The 15,495-nt window shown below is 61.4% G+C and carries 14 protein-coding genes and 1 tRNA gene; 11 read left to right on the top strand and 4 right to left on the bottom strand.

Features of this window, described 5'->3' with window-relative positions; translation table 11 throughout:
* Nucleotides 1–8: 8 nt before the first annotated feature.
* Nucleotides 9–278 (top strand): hypothetical protein, encoded by a 270-nt coding sequence (locus CAG25_RS25345; protein ID WP_256575423.1) that lies wholly within the window; start codon nt 9–11, stop codon nt 276–278.
* 67 nt (nt 279–345) lie between these two features.
* Here CAG25_RS25345 and CAG25_RS25340 read toward each other — a convergent pair.
* Nucleotides 346–422: transfer RNA gene (locus CAG25_RS25340), tRNA-Arg, on the bottom strand.
* A 442-nt stretch (nt 423–864) separates the two neighbouring features.
* On the opposite strand from CAG25_RS25340, the gene gabD reads away from it, so the two are divergent.
* The 3 genes from gabD to CAG25_RS25325 all read left to right on the top strand — a co-directional run bounded on the left by gabD (nt 865) and on the right by CAG25_RS25325 (nt 5,123).
* Entirely contained in the window at nt 865–2,307 is a 1,443-nt protein-coding gene (gene gabD, locus CAG25_RS25335) for an NADP-dependent succinate-semialdehyde dehydrogenase (RefSeq protein WP_064592619.1), read from the top strand.
* 186 nt (nt 2,308–2,493) lie between these two features.
* Entirely contained in the window at nt 2,494–3,771 is a 1,278-nt protein-coding gene (gene gabT, locus CAG25_RS25330; RefSeq protein ID WP_007957613.1) for a 4-aminobutyrate--2-oxoglutarate transaminase, read from the top strand.
* A gap of 140 nt (nt 3,772–3,911) precedes the next feature.
* Complete coding sequence (locus CAG25_RS25325) at nt 3,912–5,123, top strand: response regulator (RefSeq protein ID WP_085613313.1); 1,212 nt, start codon at nt 3,912–3,914, stop codon at nt 5,121–5,123.
* Between the two features lie 27 nt (nt 5,124–5,150).
* On the opposite strand, the gene CAG25_RS25320 is transcribed toward CAG25_RS25325, so the two are convergent.
* Nucleotides 5,151–6,140: a sensor domain-containing diguanylate cyclase gene (locus tag CAG25_RS25320; RefSeq protein ID WP_085613312.1), complete on the bottom strand. Its 990-nt coding sequence runs from the start codon at nt 6,138–6,140 to the stop codon at nt 5,151–5,153.
* Between the two features lie 145 nt (nt 6,141–6,285).
* Nucleotides 6,286–7,470, bottom strand: coding sequence for a delta-9 fatty acid desaturase DesA (gene desA, locus CAG25_RS25315; protein ID WP_085613311.1), 1,185 nt, complete (start codon nt 7,468–7,470; stop codon nt 6,286–6,288).
* A 146-nt stretch (nt 7,471–7,616) separates the two neighbouring features.
* Between desA and dibA the strand changes: the two genes are divergently transcribed.
* From dibA to CAG25_RS25285, 6 genes are all read left to right on the top strand, one after another.
* On the top strand, nt 7,617–9,536 hold the full coding sequence (dibA, locus tag CAG25_RS25310; protein ID WP_085613310.1) for a phosphodiesterase DibA: 1,920 nt from the start codon (nt 7,617–7,619) through the stop codon (nt 9,534–9,536).
* A gap of 190 nt (nt 9,537–9,726) precedes the next feature.
* The gene (gene oscA, locus CAG25_RS25305; RefSeq protein WP_039772974.1) at nt 9,727–9,909 is read left to right on the top strand and encodes a sulfur starvation response protein OscA; all 183 of its coding nucleotides are present in this window, start codon (nt 9,727–9,729) and stop codon (nt 9,907–9,909) included.
* A 140-nt stretch (nt 9,910–10,049) separates the two neighbouring features.
* The gene (locus tag CAG25_RS25300) at nt 10,050–11,063 is read left to right on the top strand and encodes a sulfate ABC transporter substrate-binding protein (RefSeq protein ID WP_011331904.1); all 1,014 of its coding nucleotides are present in this window, start codon (nt 10,050–10,052) and stop codon (nt 11,061–11,063) included.
* Between the two features lie 156 nt (nt 11,064–11,219).
* The gene (gene cysT / locus CAG25_RS25295) at nt 11,220–12,038 is read left to right on the top strand and encodes a sulfate ABC transporter permease subunit CysT (RefSeq protein WP_007952818.1); all 819 of its coding nucleotides are present in this window, start codon (nt 11,220–11,222) and stop codon (nt 12,036–12,038) included.
* Between the two features lie 13 nt (nt 12,039–12,051).
* Complete coding sequence (cysW, locus tag CAG25_RS25290; RefSeq protein WP_085613309.1) at nt 12,052–12,924, top strand: sulfate ABC transporter permease subunit CysW; 873 nt, start codon at nt 12,052–12,054, stop codon at nt 12,922–12,924.
* Nucleotides 12,925–12,927: 3 nt separating this feature from the next.
* Nucleotides 12,928–13,917, top strand: a complete 990-nt coding sequence (locus CAG25_RS25285) for a sulfate/molybdate ABC transporter ATP-binding protein (RefSeq protein WP_064592629.1) — start codon at nt 12,928–12,930, stop codon at nt 13,915–13,917.
* A 104-nt stretch (nt 13,918–14,021) separates the two neighbouring features.
* Here CAG25_RS25285 and CAG25_RS25280 read toward each other — a convergent pair whose 3' ends face one another.
* Nucleotides 14,022–14,546, bottom strand: coding sequence for a DUF962 domain-containing protein (locus CAG25_RS25280; RefSeq protein WP_085613308.1), 525 nt, complete (start codon nt 14,544–14,546; stop codon nt 14,022–14,024).
* Between the two features lie 85 nt (nt 14,547–14,631).
* Here CAG25_RS25280 and CAG25_RS25275 point away from each other — a divergent pair, with 85 nt between their 5' ends.
* Nucleotides 14,632–15,315: a Crp/Fnr family transcriptional regulator gene (locus tag CAG25_RS25275; RefSeq protein ID WP_064592639.1), complete on the top strand. Its 684-nt coding sequence runs from the start codon at nt 14,632–14,634 to the stop codon at nt 15,313–15,315.
* The last annotated feature ends 180 nt before the right edge of the window (nt 15,316–15,495 follow it).

Genomic DNA, 15,495 nt, shown 5'->3' with positions numbered 1-15,495 from the left:
TCCGCCATTTGGCATTGACCCGCAAAAACGCGCACTATCGGGTCATTGCCGATGCGCTGGAGGATGCCGTGGCCCAAAAAATCGACCGCATCGCCCAAATGCTCAACTGCCCGGTCAAGGGTGAGGAACTGCGCCGGGCAGTGACGGAGAGTCGCAAGGAGTTTCTTCTGGCCAAACAGGCCGAAGAGGATCTGGAGCAAGACGTTCTCGATGATGACCTGATCGATGACGAAGAAGACGATGATGAATATGACGAGTTTGACTGGACGACGGAGTGAGTCGCCAGCCAGCAGGTACAAAAAAGCCCCGGACCATCACAGTCCGGGGCTTTCTCGTTTAAATCAATGGCGCACCAGGCGGGATTCGAACCCACGACCCCTGCCTTCGGAGGGCAGTACTCTATCCAGCTGAGCTACTGGTGCAGCGGGCGACATCATACCTAGGTCGGCTCGGGGCGTCCATGCCGGGTTTTGGCGCTTATTGTCAGTGCGCGTGTCGGTCGAAACCCCTGCATTCCATAAAGCTGTAACGTCCTGCAAAAGGCTCGCTTGGCGCTTTGGGGAGGCTGTTCTATGGTTTCCCTGCGGTCGGGGCTGTTGGTACGTTGATCTGAAATGTTCAGCAATTGCGGCGTTTTTGTTCTTTTTTTCGAACGCCCTATTGTCCTTCAACCCCTTTGAACCTAGGATTCGTTTGAGATTTCAAACGCTCCTGATCCAGGTGCTGAGCCGCACGCGTTTCGAGTCGTGCGCTATTCATGTGCCAGCCCGGTGAATGATTTCCCTGACGGCAGCCTTGCGAGGCGCCTTTCTACAATCATAATTTTGCTCCGCGCCTTGCGCGGTGCTGTTAAGGAAAGCCGACATGCAGCTTAAAGACACCCAGTTGTTCCGCCAGCAAGCCTTCATCGATGGCGCATGGGTCGACGCGGACAACGGTCAGACGATCAAGGTCAACAACCCGGCCACTGGCGAGATTCTGGGCACCGTGCCGAAAATGGGCGCTGCCGAAACCCGCCGCGCCATCGAAGCCGCCGACAAGGCGCTGCCGGCCTGGCGTGCACTGACCGCCAAGGAGCGTGCAGGCAAACTGCGTCGCTGGTTCGAACTGATGATCGAGCACCAGGACGACCTCGCTCGTCTGATGACCCTCGAGCAGGGCAAACCGCTGGCCGAAGCCAAGGGCGAAATCGTTTACGCCGCTTCGTTCATCGAGTGGTTCGCCGAAGAAGCCAAGCGCATTTACGGCGACGTGATTCCGGGCCACCAGCCGGACAAGCGCCTGATCGTGATCAAACAACCGATCGGCGTGACCGCTGCCATCACCCCGTGGAACTTCCCGGCGGCGATGATCACTCGTAAGGCAGGTCCTGCGCTGGCCGCCGGTTGCACCATGGTGCTCAAGCCGGCTTCGCAAACGCCGTTCTCCGCATTCGCTCTGGCCGAACTGGCCCAGCGCGCCGGCATCCCTAAAGGTGTGTTCAGCGTGGTCTCCGGCAGCGCCGGCGATATCGGCAGCGAGCTGACCAGCAACCCGATCGTGCGCAAACTGTCCTTCACCGGCTCGACCGAAATCGGTCGTCAGCTGATGTCGGAATGCGCCAAGGACATCAAGAAAGTCTCCCTGGAACTGGGCGGCAACGCGCCGTTCATCGTGTTCGACGACGCGGACCTGGATAAGGCCGTCGAAGGCGCGATCATTTCCAAGTACCGCAACAACGGCCAGACCTGCGTCTGCGCCAACCGTCTGTACATTCAGGATTCGGTCTATGACGCGTTCGCCGAGAAGCTGAAAGTGGCAGTCGCCAAGCTGAAGATCGGCAACGGTCTGGAAGAAGGCACCACCACCGGCCCGCTGATCGACGAGAAAGCCGTGGCCAAGGTGCAAGAGCACATTGCTGACGCCGTGAGCAAAGGCGCGACCGTTCTGGCCGGTGGCAAGCCGATGGAAGGCAACTTCTTCGAGCCGACCATCCTGACCAACGTGCCGAAAGACGCGGCGGTGGCCAAGGAAGAAACCTTCGGTCCGCTGGCGCCGCTGTTCCGCTTCAAAGACGAAGCCGAAGTGATAGCGATGTCGAACGACACCGAGTTCGGTCTGGCCTCGTACTTCTACGCTCGCGACCTGGGCCGTGTGTTCCGTGTGGCTGAAGCCCTGGAATACGGCATGGTCGGCGTCAACACCGGGCTGATCTCCAACGAAGTCGCGCCGTTCGGCGGCATCAAGGCCTCGGGCCTGGGTCGTGAAGGCTCCAAGTACGGCATCGAAGATTACCTGGAAATCAAATACCTCTGCCTGGGCATCTAAGCCTCGGTAGAAGATCGCTGTAAACGCAAAGGGCACGAGAGCGCTGTCCCTTTGCGTCGTTTCAAACCGGAATTTTCTCTGCGGCCGGGAACGCCGTGGCAGTCGATCATCGCATGCTGCCACCGCCGATTCCTCCCGCTTTATCCTTGAACCACGCCGCCCGATGAGCGGCGAATGAGGACTGTAATGAGCAAGACTAACGCTGAACTGATGGCCCGTCGTACCGCAGCTGTTCCACGTGGTGTTGGCCAGATTCACCCGATCTTCGCCGAGTCCGCGAAGAACGCGACAGTGACCGACGTTGAAGGTCGTGAATTCATTGACTTCGCCGGCGGTATCGCCGTACTGAACACCGGCCACGTGCACCCGAAAATCATCGCCGCCGTGACCGAGCAGCTGAACAAGCTGACCCACACCTGCTTCCAGGTTCTGGCTTACGAGCCGTACGTCGAGCTGTGCGAGAAAATCAACGCTCGCGTACCGGGCGACTTCGCCAAGAAAACCCTGCTGGTGACCACCGGTTCCGAAGCCGTTGAAAACGCCGTCAAGATCGCCCGTGCCGCCACTGGCCGCGCTGGCGTGATCGCCTTCACCGGCGCTTACCACGGTCGCACCATGATGACCCTGGGCCTGACCGGTAAAGTCGTGCCTTACTCGGCCGGCATGGGCCTGATGCCAGGCGGCATCTTCCGCGCGCTGTACCCGAACGAACTGCACGGCGTGAGCATCGACGACTCGATCGCTTCCATCGAGCGCATCTTCAAGAACGACGCCGAGCCGAAAGACATCGCCGCGATCATCATCGAGCCTGTGCAGGGTGAAGGTGGTTTCTACGTCGCACCGAAAGAGTTCATGAAGCGTCTGCGTGCCCTGTGCGACCAGCACGGCATCCTGCTGATCGCTGACGAAGTGCAGACCGGCGCTGGCCGTACCGGCACCTTCTTCGCCATGGAACAGATGGGCGTTGCTGCCGATCTGACCACCTTCGCCAAGTCCATCGCTGGCGGCTTCCCGCTGGCCGGTGTCTGCGGCAAGGCCGAATACATGGACGCCATCGCGCCAGGTGGCCTGGGCGGCACCTACGCCGGTAGCCCGATCGCTTGCGCCGCGGCCCTGGCCGTGATGGAAGTGTTCGAAGAAGAAAAACTGCTGGACCGCTGCAAGGCTGTCGGCGAGCGTCTGGTTACCGGCCTGAAAGCCATCCAGGCCAAGTACCCGGTGATCGGCGAAGTCCGTGCCCTGGGGGCCATGATCGCGGTCGAGCTGTTCGAAAACGGCGACAGCCACAAGCCAAACCCGACCGCCGTCGCGGCTGTCGTGGCCAAGGCGCGTGACAAGGGCCTGATCCTGCTGTCCTGCGGCACCTACGGCAACGTGCTGCGCGTCCTGGTACCGCTGACCTCGCCGGACGAGCAACTGGACAAAGGCCTGGCGATCATCGAAGAGTGCTTCTCGGAGCTGTAATCGCAGCACCGTGTGATCGGATCGACAAAAAACCCGCTTCGGCGGGTTTTTTCATGCCGGGAGAAACACCTGTGCGGTTTTCAGGTTGTACCGAAACGCCAGCATTGGCTAAGGTTCAAGCATTGCAAGGGAGGGCGAGCATGACGGCCGTTGATTTACCCGCTGTACCGAGAGTCCTGATTGCCGAGGCCGACCCGTGGTCTCGTGACCTGCTCAAACAAGTGTTGCTGAATGTGCGCTGCGATGCGCGGCTGTATCTGTGCGCCGATGGCCAGGAGGCAATGACGCTGCTCAGCGAAGTGCCCTATGACCTGGCGATCGTCGACTGGGAGTTGCCCGGCGTCGATGGCTTGAACGTATTGCGCAGCGTGCGCCAGCGCAGACGCAATCCGCCGCTGCCGTTCATTCTGATGAGCAGCCGCAACGACAGCGCCAGCGTGCGCGAAGCCTTGCCGCTGGCGCCGACCGCTTATCTTGCCAAACCCCTGAACATGGAAAGCCTGACCGAGCGTTTGCAGGGACTGCTGCTGAACGCCGGCGAAGAAGTGTTCTGCCAAGTACCGGCGCTGGCGCCGGGCATGACATTGTCGGTGTTCCTCGAACGCCGCCGCGAGCAGGCCGACGGCGCGCCACTGATGACCGACGTGCAGGTGGCGGTCAAGCGCAGCCTCAATCCCAACGGCCTGGATCTGAAGCTGCTGGAAGAGGAAATTCGCACCGACCCGCAGGTCACCGCCGTGTTAATCGCCGCCGCCAACAGCGCCGCCCAGCACCACGGTGCGCCAGTGCAGACCCTGGCCCAGGCGCTGCATCGTCTGGGCACCGGGCAAAGCATGAACCTGATCCTTGGTTTGGCACTCAAGCGCAGCGCCCGGCTCAGCGACCCGTGTCTGGCCGACTACGCCGAGCGCTATTGGGGCCTGTCGCTGCACACCGCCGAGTACGCCCGCACGCTGGCGCGGTTGCTCGATCTGGATCAGGAGCGCTGCTATTGCGCCGGGATGCTCCATCGCCTCGGTGATCTGGCGTTGCTGCGTTGTCTGCAGGAGTGGAAGCAGGCTGGCGGCGAACTGGATGAGCTGGAGGAAGTCGGCGATGCGCTGGCGGAATTCGGTGCGGCCTATGGTTCGGCGTTGCGTACTCGCTGGCGCCTGCCGCTGGAGTTGCGCGAGCTGATTGCCTCGGTCTACCAGCTCGGTGGCGGGGTATATTCCCGCGAGGCACTGGTGATGAACATGGCGGCGCAGATGGCCCGGCTGACCGAGCATGAAGGCGTCGAGGAACTGGCGAAGAGCCGCACGGCGCGGTTGCTCAAGATCGGCTTGCCGGAGCTGATGCGGATGCGCAAATAGCGGGTTGATTGCGCATCCGCTCTTGAATCAGGCGGAAATGATCCGGTTCTTGCCCTGGCGCTTGGCCTCGTACATCGCCGCGTCTGCGCGGGCGAATAGGGTGTCGAGGCTTTCATCTTCCGGGGTGAGGCTGGTCAGGCCCTGGCTGACGGTGATACCGAACGTCTGTTCACCATGGTTGAAACTCAGCCGCTGGATTTCCCGTTGCAGCCGTTCGGCCACCTGCATCGCCATGTCCGGCGCACAGCCTGGAAAAACCGCAGCAAACTCTTCACCGCCAATCCGCCCGAACAGGTCGCCCCGGCGTAACGAGGCACGACCGCATTCGGCAATCCGTTGCAGCACGTTGTCGCCCTCCGGGTGGCCGTAGGTGTCGTTGATCACTTTGAAGTCATCGATGTCCAGCAGCAGGAACGCCATTTGCGCGCCTTGCAGGCGGGCTTGTTCAAATTCACGGTGGGCACATTCGAAGAAGTGCCGGCGATTGCTGCTCTGGGTCAGTACGTCGGTGGTGGCCAGGCGTTGCAGCTCGGTTTCCATTTGCTTCTTGTCGGTGATGTCTTCGGCGAAGCCGACGATGATCACCGGTTGCCCCGGTTCGTCCTGACGATTGATGAAGCACTTGTCGCTGACCCAGCGAACCTGGCCGTCGGCGGCGATGATCCGGTATTCGCGGTCTTCCACGGCGCCTTTGTGCAGCACTTCGGCGAGGCTGCGTTCGGCGTATTCCAGATCATCCGGGTAGATGCTGTCGCGCCACTGGTTGTAGTCGGCCAGCAACAGGCCGGCGGAACGACCGAAGATCCGCTCGTAAGCGGGGCTGACGTACAACACCTGACGGGTTTCCCAGTTGAAGGCCCAAAGCACGGCGTTGACGCTGACCAGCAGCGAACTGAACAGCTGCTCGCGTTCGCTGAGCCGAGCGACTTCGCCCTGGGCGTGCATCAATGCCATCAGGGTTTGCGCGGCCTCGGGCCACTGGGGAGGGGATGAGTCTTTTTGATTGTTGTTGACCATCGACACGAATCTCAAAGGGCGTGCCGATCAATCGACAACGGCCACGGGAAAACCCGCCGGGGGTGGCGAAGTGTCTTTGAGATAGGGGATCGACGGTGAAGTTCCGAAGGGTGCGCCCGGGAACCGGGCGCACCGATCAACGGCATCAGATGGCGGCAGGGCGCAGCGAGTAGGTTTTCAACTGGTCGGCGAATTCACGCAGGGACTGGATGCCACTGGCCTCGGCCTCGTGTACCCATTCCTTGATGGCGGCGAGCATGTCGTGGCCATTTGCGCTGGTCTTGACCCAGATCTGCTGCAGGGCCAGACGTTTCTCGTAGATTACCTTCAGCGCCTGGCTGTGCTCGAGCATGTTCTGGATGCGCGCGTGATGGCGATCTTCCAGCAGGCTGGTTTCCCGCGAGAGCAGGCGTTTGGCCCGGTGGAACTGGTGGCGTACCGAATGATCGACCTTGGCCAGTTCCTGCTTGACCAGCGGCCCGATCACCAGCTTGCGGTACTGGGCCATGATCTGGAAGCGGTTGTTGAGGATCGCCATGGCGGTGTCCATGTCCAGGCTGCCCTTGCCTTCGACGCGGTGGGCGATCGGCGCGACCCGCTGCACTTTGGCCAGACGCAGGAAGCTGAAGACCTGGATCCACGCCCAGCCGAGGTCGAACTCCCACTTCCTGACCGACAGCTTGGCCGAATTGGGGTAGGTGTGATGGTTGTTGTGCAGTTCTTCGCCGCCGATCAGGATGCCCCACGGCACCAGATTGGTCGCCGCGTCGCGGCATTCGAAGTTGCGGTAGCCGACGGCATGGCCCAGACCGTTGACCACACCGGCCGCCCAGACCGGGATCCACATCATCTGGATCGCCCAGATGGTGATGCCGATGGTGCCGAACAGCAGCAGGTCGACGACGGCCATGATCGCCACGCCCAGCAGCCGGTAGCGGCTGTAGAGGTTGCGCTCGATCCAGTCTTCGGGGCAGTTCTTGCCGTAGATGCGCAGGGTTTCCGGATTCTGCGCTTCTTCGCGATACAGCTCTGCCCCTTTGCGCAGGACGGTGGACAGACCCTTGACGACCGGGCTGTGCGGATCGTCTTCGGTTTCGCATTTGGCGTGGTGTTTGCGGTGGATGGCAGTCCACTCGCGGGTGTTCTGCGCCGTGGTCAGCCACAGCCAGAAACGGAGGAAATGCTTCAGGCCGGCATTCAGCTCCAGGGAGCGATGGGCCGAGTAGCGGTGCAAGTAGACCGTGACGGCAACGATCGTCACGTGGGTCATCACCAGGGTGACGGCGACCAGCGACCAGGCCGACAAGCCAAGAAAACCTTCGTACCACATAGGCTATAGGGCCCTCGATAAAGAAAAAACAGCCGTTGCATTATCACCAAGCACACAGATAAAACCAGTCGCCCTTTCAGATAAGAGATGGCTGGATGTTTCTTGACCTATAATCCCGACATTTTTGTAGGGACATGGACGGCCGAATGTCTGCCACTTACCGCGATGCCTTGCGTGCAGCGCTGCTTTACCTGGTCCTTGCCGTGGTCTGGCTGCAAGGTACTGGTTATTTATTGAACAGTTTCTTCGATAGCTCTGACGAGTTGCTGCGCTGGCAACTGATCAACGGCTACCTGTTCGTGGCGCTCAGCGCCGGGTTGATCTTCCTGGCCCGGGCGCGGCTGTTCGAATGCCTGGGCATCGGCGCCCGATTGCGTGAACGCCAGGCAGATCGCGAACGCCTGCGTCAGGCCGCTGCGGTATTCGATTGCACCCGCGAAGGCGTGCTGGTCACGGACCGGCAGGGGCTGATCGTGCACGTCAATCGCGCGTTCATGGAAATCACCGGTTATCAGCGCGATGAAGTCATCGGCCAGCAGCCCAGCCTGTTCAAGTCCGGGCATCATCCGCCGGGGTTCTATCAGGCGATGTTCGCTTCTTTACAGGCGCGGGACGAATGGAGCGGCGAGATCTGGAACCGGCGCAAGAGCGGTGAAATCTACCCGCAATGGCAGACGATCCGGGTCATTCGTGACGATGACAACCGGCTCAGCCATTACGTCGCGGTGTTTTCCGACATCAGCGCGATCAAGGATTCCGAGCACGAACTCAAGCACCTGGCTCACCACGATCCGCTGACCGACCTGCCCAACCGCCTGCTGTTCAGCGACCGCGCCGAGCAGGCGCTGGCATCGGCGCAGACCCACAAGCGCGGCTGCGCGCTGCTGATGATCGATCTGGACCATTTCAAACTGATCAACGACAGCCTCGGCCACACCATCGGTGACCGTTTGCTCAAGGCGGTTGCGGCGCGTTTGCAGGCGTTGTTCGGGCCGGGCATCACCCTGGCGCGGCTGGGCGGCGATGAATTCGCTGTCCTGCTGGAAAGTTGTCCACAGCCGGCGCAGGCGGCGGCGCTGGCTCAGCGCATTCTCGATGCGCTCAAGGAACCGTTCTGCCTCGACGGCCATGAACTGTTCATCAACGCCAGCCTCGGCATCAGCCTGTTTCCCAGCGATGCACTGAGCGCCGAACAGCTGTTGCGCAACGCCGATGCGGCGCTGTTCAAGGCCAAGAGCAGCGGCCGCAATGGCTATGCGCTGTACACCGAAGAGCTCACGGCTCACGCCCAGCAGCGGGTCGAAATCGCCTTCGAGTTGCGCCGCGCGCTGGAGCAGCAGGAACTGCGGGTCTACTACCAACCGGTGCACGACCTGCAAACCAGTCGCCTGATCGGTGTCGAGGCGCTGGTGCGCTGGGAGCATCCGCAGCGGGGCCTGGTGTCGCCGGCGGAGTTCATCCCGATTGCCGAGCGCACCGGGCTGATCTCGGAAATCGACGCCTGGGTCATGCAGCAGGCCTGCCGGCAGATGTGCCAATGGCAGCAGGCCGGGGTGGTGCTGTCGTTTGTCGCGGTGAACGTGTCCTCGCGGTTATTCGCTCGCCGCGAGTTGTATCAGCAGGTGGCGCAGGTGCTGCACGAGACCGGCCTGGATCCGGCCTATCTGGAACTGGAAGTCACCGAAAGCGCGGTGATGGACGATCCGGAAGTCGCACTGGACCAGATGCACCGTCTGCGCGAGCTGGGCATTCGTCTGGCCATCGATGACTTCGGCACCGGTTATTCGTCGTTGCTGCGGCTCAAGCGCCTGCCGGTGCAGAAGCTCAAGATCGATCAGGGTTTCGTCGCCGGCCTGCCATGGGACGAGGACGATGCGGCGATCGTCCGGGTGATCATCGCCCTGGCCCGCAGCATGGGCATGCAGGTGCATGCCGAGGGCATCGAGCAGGTGGAACAGGCCGCGTTCCTGCTGGAGCAGGCCTGTGATCTGGGGCAGGGCTACTGGTTTGGGCGACCGGTTCCGGAAGCGCAAATCGACTGGAACCGGGCGCCCTTGATCGGTTGATGACGGCGTACGGCGGGTTTGCCTGCGGGCAAATCCGCCGCAAACCCTTGCTGCATCACATAATGTTTTCCAGTTATATAAACATTCTTAAATAGTCTTTTTAAGAATATCCGCGCCTCTCTTATATTGCTCCCACGCCGAACGCAGTGCCGCCCACTGCCAGGCATATCCCATACAAAGGAGCAGCACCATGAGCGCATCCCTGCGTAGCGTTGACGGTCAGGACGAAAGCACCATCCTGCGTGAAATCCAGAGCGCCTTGCGCGACCTGCGTTTCGGCGCGGTGGAAATCACTGTGCATAACGCCCAGGTGGTCCAGATCGAACGCAAAGAGAAATTCCGCTTGCAGCAACCGGGCAACAAACCGAGCTGAATCCAGAAAAGATTCCAGCCTGCGCCCGCTCTTGCCGGGGATCAATGCAAGAGTGGGCGCAGGCGGTGATCTTTACAGGCAACCCGATTTTCGCAATCCATAAGAAAAAGCCACCACCAAGAATTCCAGGAGCTTTCACCATGTCGTCGATTCGCCGTTACGCTTTGGCCGCCCTGGCCAGTGCTGTGTTTGCCGGTTCCGCGGTTGCCAAGGATTACGAACTGCTCAACGTGTCGTATGACCCGACACGCGAGCTGTATCAGGATTACAACGCCGAGTTCGTGAAGTACTGGCAGTCGGAGCACGCCGGCGACACCGTGAAAATCCAGCAATCCCACGGCGGTTCGGGCAAGCAGGGCCGTGCGGTGATCGACGGTCTGCGCGCCGACGTCGTGACCCTGGCCCTGGCCGGCGACATCGATGAAATCGCCAAGCTCGGCAAGACCCTGCCGGCCGACTGGCAGAAGCGTCTGCCGGACGCCAGCACTCCTTACACCTCGACCATCGTGTTCCTGGTGCGCAAGGGCAACCCGAAAGGCATCAAGGACTGGGGCGATCTGATCAAGAATGACGTCTCGGTGATCACCCCGAACCCGAAAACCTCCGGCGGTGCACGCTGGAACTTCCTCGCGGCGTGGGCCTACGGCCTGAAAGCCAACGGCGGCAACGAAGCGAAAGCCAAGGAATACGTACAGACCCTGTTCAAACACGTACCGGTTCTGGACACCGGCGCCCGTGGCTCGACCATCACCTTCGTCAACAACGGTCAGGGTGACGTGTTGCTGGCCTGGGAAAACGAAGCCTTCCTGGCGCTGAAAGAAGACGGCGGCAAGGACAAGTTCGACATCGTCGTGCCTTCGCTGTCGATCCTCGCCGAACCACCAGTGGCTGTGGTCGACAAGAACGCCGAGAAGAAGGGCAACGAGCAGATCGCCGAAGCCTACCTCAAGCACCTGTACAGCCCGGCCGGTCAGGAAATCGCGGCGAAGAACTTCTATCGCCCGCGTGACAAGGACGTGGCTGCCAAGTACGCCCAGCAGTTCCCGAAACTGGAGCTGGTGACCATCGACAAGGACTTCGGCGGCTGGAAAACCGCGCAGCCGAAATTCTTCAACGACGGAGGCGTGTTCGACCAGATCTATCAGGCGCAGTAATCTCAAATGAAACGAGCCTGATGCTCAGGCACGAAACCATGTGGGAGCGGGCTTGCTCGCGAAGACGGTGTGTCAGACGACGTAAATGTTGAATGATAGGGCCCATTCGCGAGCAAGCCCGCTCCCACATTGATGCGTTTTTAACCAAGGACTTTTATGTCGCGTCGTATCTCCCCCGTCATACCCGGCTTCGGGCTGACGCTGGGCTACACCTTGGTGTACCTCAGCCTGATTGTGCTTATCCCGCTGGCGGCGATGTTCGTCCACGCCGCCCAACTCACCTGGGATCAGTTCTGGACGATCATCTCCGCGCCCCGCGTGCTCGCTGCACTGAAGCTGAGCTTCGGCACCGCGCTGTGCGCCGCGATCATCAACGGCATCATCGGCACGTTGCTGGCCTGGGTGCTGGTGCGCTACACGTTCCCGGGGCGCAAGGTGATCGACGCGATGATCGATCTGCCGTTCGCCTTGCCGACCGCCGTGGCCGGTATTGCGCTGACGGCGCTGTACACCCCGACCGGACTGGTCGGGCAGTTCGCCGCCGACCTCGGTTTCAAGATCGCCTACACCCCACTCGGAATCACCCTGGCGCTGACCTTCGTGACGCTGCCGTTCGTGGTGCGCACGGTGCAGCCGGTGCTGGCGGACATTCCGCGTGAGGTCGAAGAAGCGGCGGCGTGCCTCGGTGCCAAACCGTTGCAGGTGTTCCGCCACATTCTGCTGCCGGCGCTGTTGCCGGCCTGGCTGACCGGTTTCGCCCTGGCGTTCGCCCGGGGCGTCGGCGAGTACGGTTCGGTGATATTCATCGCCGGCAACATGCCGATGAAAACCGAGATCCTGCCGCTGCTGATCATGGTCAAGCTCGACCAGTACGATTACACCGGCGCTACCTCCATCGGCGTGTTGATGCTGGTGGTTTCCTTCGTCCTGTTGCTGCTGATCAACTTGCTGCAGCGGCGCATCGAAACCCCATAAGGAGGCGCGAACCATGTCCCAATCGTCTATTGCGGCCGCTTCCTCGGCCAACGCCGCCCGCCGTGGCAGCGCCACTTCGCGCAGAATCCTGATCGGCCTCGGCTGGCTGATTTTCTTCCTGTTTCTGCTGCTGCCGCTGTTCATCGTGGTGTCGCAGGGATTGAAGAACGGTTTCGGCGCGTTCTTCACGGCGATCTTTGAACCGGATGCCTTGTCGGCGCTGAAACTCACCGTGATCGCGGTGCTGGTTTCGGTGCCGCTGAACCTGGTGTTCGGTGTCAGCGCCGCGTGGTGCGTGAGCAAGTACTCGTTCCGCGGCAAGAGCATGCTGGTGACGCTGATCGACCTGCCGTTTTCGGTATCGCCAGTGATCGCCGGTCTGGTCTACGTGCTGATGTTCGGCGCCCAGGGCCTGTTCGGGCCGTGGCTGCAGGATCACGACATCCAGATCGTCTTCGCCCTGCCGGGCATCGTGCTGGCGACGATCTTCGTCACCGTGCCGTTCGTGGCCCGTGAGCTGATCCCGCTGATGCAGGAACAAGGCACTCAGGAAGAGGAAGCCGCGCGCCTGCTCGGCGCCAATGGCTGGCAGATGTTCTGGCACGTGACCGTCCCCAACATCAAATGGGGCCTGATCTATGGCGTGGTGCTGTGTACTGCGCGGGCCATGGGTGAGTTCGGTGCGGTGTCGGTGGTTTCCGGGCACATTCGCGGGGTGACCAACACCTTGCCGCTGCACGTCGAGATCCTCTACAACGAATACAACCACGTGGCCGCGTTCGCTGTGGCGAGCCTGTTGCTGATCCTGGCGCTCTTCATCCTGCTGCTCAAGCAGTGGAGCGAAAACCGTATCAACCGCCTGCGCGCCAGCGCCGCGGAGGAATAATTCATGTCGATCGAAGTGCGTAACGTCAGCAAGAATTTCAATGCGTTCAAGGCGCTGGACAACATCAGCCTGGACATCCACAGCGGTGAACTGGTGGCGCTGCTCGGCCCGTCCGGCTGCGGCAAGACCACCCTGCTGCGCATCATTGCCGGTCTGGAAACCCCGGATAACGGCAACATCGTGTTCCACGGCGAAGATGTGTCCGGTCACGACGTACGGGATCGCAACGTCGGTTTCGTGTTCCAGCACTACGCCCTGTTCCGCCACATGACGGTGTTCGACAACGTCGCGTTCGGCCTGCGCATGAAACCAAAAAACCAGCGCCCGAACGAAAGCCAGATCGCGACCAAGGTTCACGAGCTGCTGAACATGGTGCAATTGGACTGGCTTTCGGATCGTTATCCGGAGCAACTGTCCGGCGGCCAGCGTCAGCGTATCGCGCTGGCCCGCGCCCTGGCGGTAGAGCCGAAAGTGCTGCTGCTCGATGAGCCGTTCGGCGCCCTCGATGCCAAGGTGCGTAAAGAGCTGCGCCGCTGGCTGGCGCGCCTGCACGAAGACATCAACCTGACGTCGGTGTTCGTGACCCACGACCAGGAAGAGGCGATGGAAGTGGCCGACCGCATCGTGGTGATGAACAAGGGTGTGATCGAGCAGATCGGCTCACCGGGCGACGTCTACGAAAACCCGGCCAGCGATTTCGTCTATCACTTCCTCGGCGATTCGAACCGCCTGCATCTGGGCGATGACAATCACGTGCTGTTCCGCCCGCACGAAGTGTCGCTGTCGCGGCATGAGCTGGAGGATCACCACGCCGCTGAAGTCCGCGATATCCGGCCGCTGGGCGCGACCACGCGGGTGACGTTGAAGGTTGAGGGGCAGGCTGATCTGATCGAGGCGGAAGTGGTGAAAGACCACGACAGCCTGACCGGGTTGGCCAAGGGGGAGACGTTGTTCTTCAAGCCGAAGGTCTGGCAGAAAGTCGCCAGCCTTTGATCTCGCTCGTTCCCACGCTCTGCGTGGGAACGCCGCTATGGACGCGGAGCGTCACGGGATGCATTCCCACGCAGAGCGTGGGAACGAGCGAGCCGGGCAGTGGTTCAGACCGCCGCACGATTCGGATTGACCCGCACCACACCCGCCCGCGCCTCGATCTGCTCTTTCAGCTCATGCCGCATCCCGAGCATGAACGCCAGTTCGGCCACCACAAACAGCGGCCCGACAATCAACCCGCTCACGTCATCGACAAACGCCGGTTTGCGCCCTTCATAGTGGTGCCCGACAAACTGGATCACCCAGCCAATCACAAACATCGCCAGACCGCTGCTGAGCCAGACCATGGTGCTCTGCTGCGCCAATACATGCCCGGCCCAGACCGACAACCCCATCAACACGGTCATCAACACCCCGAGCTTCAGTTCCAGGCGCAGGTAAAACCACGCCGAAGCAAGGGCGGCAATCACCGCCGGGGAAATCCACAAACTGCCCACCGACCATTCCGGCCGCGACAACAGCACGGCCACCGCCACCACAATCAGCGGAATCCCGATAAAGTGGCTGGCGATGTTGCGCGGGTCACGGTGGTAAGCGGCGTATTGACTCAAATGATCGACGAGGCTTTTCATTGTTGTTCCTCCTGTAGGGTGATCGAATCATGCCCCGGGTTCACGGCTCGCTCTGTCAGGCAGGCGACAATCTTTCGGAGAACGCATGGATAAGGTCTGGCGCGAGCGCCTGCTGACCGGGCAATGGTTCAGTCATCTGCCCTCATCCTTTCAGGATAGTCTGCTGGCGGCGGCCCGGGAGCGGCGGCTGACGACGGGGCAGCGGCTGTTCCAGCGCGGCGATGCGCCGTGCGGGCTGTACGCGGTGCTCGACGGCGCGGTACGCATCGGCGCGGTCAGCGAGCAGGGCAAGGAGGCGTTGCTGAGTCTGGTGGAGGCGCCGCACTGGTTCGGCGAAATCTGCCTGTTCGACGGCCAGCCGCGCACCCACGATGCCTACGCGGTCGGGCCCTGCACGCTGCTGAACATTCCCCAGGCCACACTGCTGCAACTGCTCGATGAGCGACCCGTTTACTGGCGACATCTGGCGTTGTTGATGAGCCACAAACTGCGCCTGACCTTCATCAACCTCGAACAGCTGAGCCTGCTGCCGGCCCCGGCACGTCTGGCTCATCGCTTGCTGATGATCGCCGAGGGCTATGGCGAACTGGACCCGCCGCGCCGCGTGCTGCAACTGCCTCAGGAGCAGTTGGCGTCGATGCTGTCGCTGTCGCGGCAGACCACCAACCAGATCCTCAAGGAGTTGCAGGGGCAGGGGATTATCGGCTTGAGTTATGGCGAGATCGAAATCCTCGACGCTGTGCGACTGCGCGCGCTGGCGACCCTCTGAAGAACACGGGTTTCCCTGTGGGAGCGGGCTTGCCCGCGAAGGCGGTGGATCAGCTGACACATCATGAACTGACACACCGCCTTCGCGAGCAAGCCCGCTTGTATGTTTAGACTTGAAGGGGTGGGCGGGACTAAAAGCTCGATTCCGACTCTAGCCAGTACGGACCGTGGGAGACTTCTC

This window comes from Pseudomonas sp. B16(2017) (assembly GCF_002113205.1).
Lineage (GTDB): Bacteria > Pseudomonadota > Gammaproteobacteria > Pseudomonadales > Pseudomonadaceae > Aquipseudomonas > Aquipseudomonas pharyngis.
This window is presented reverse-complemented; position numbering and strand designations above follow the sequence as displayed.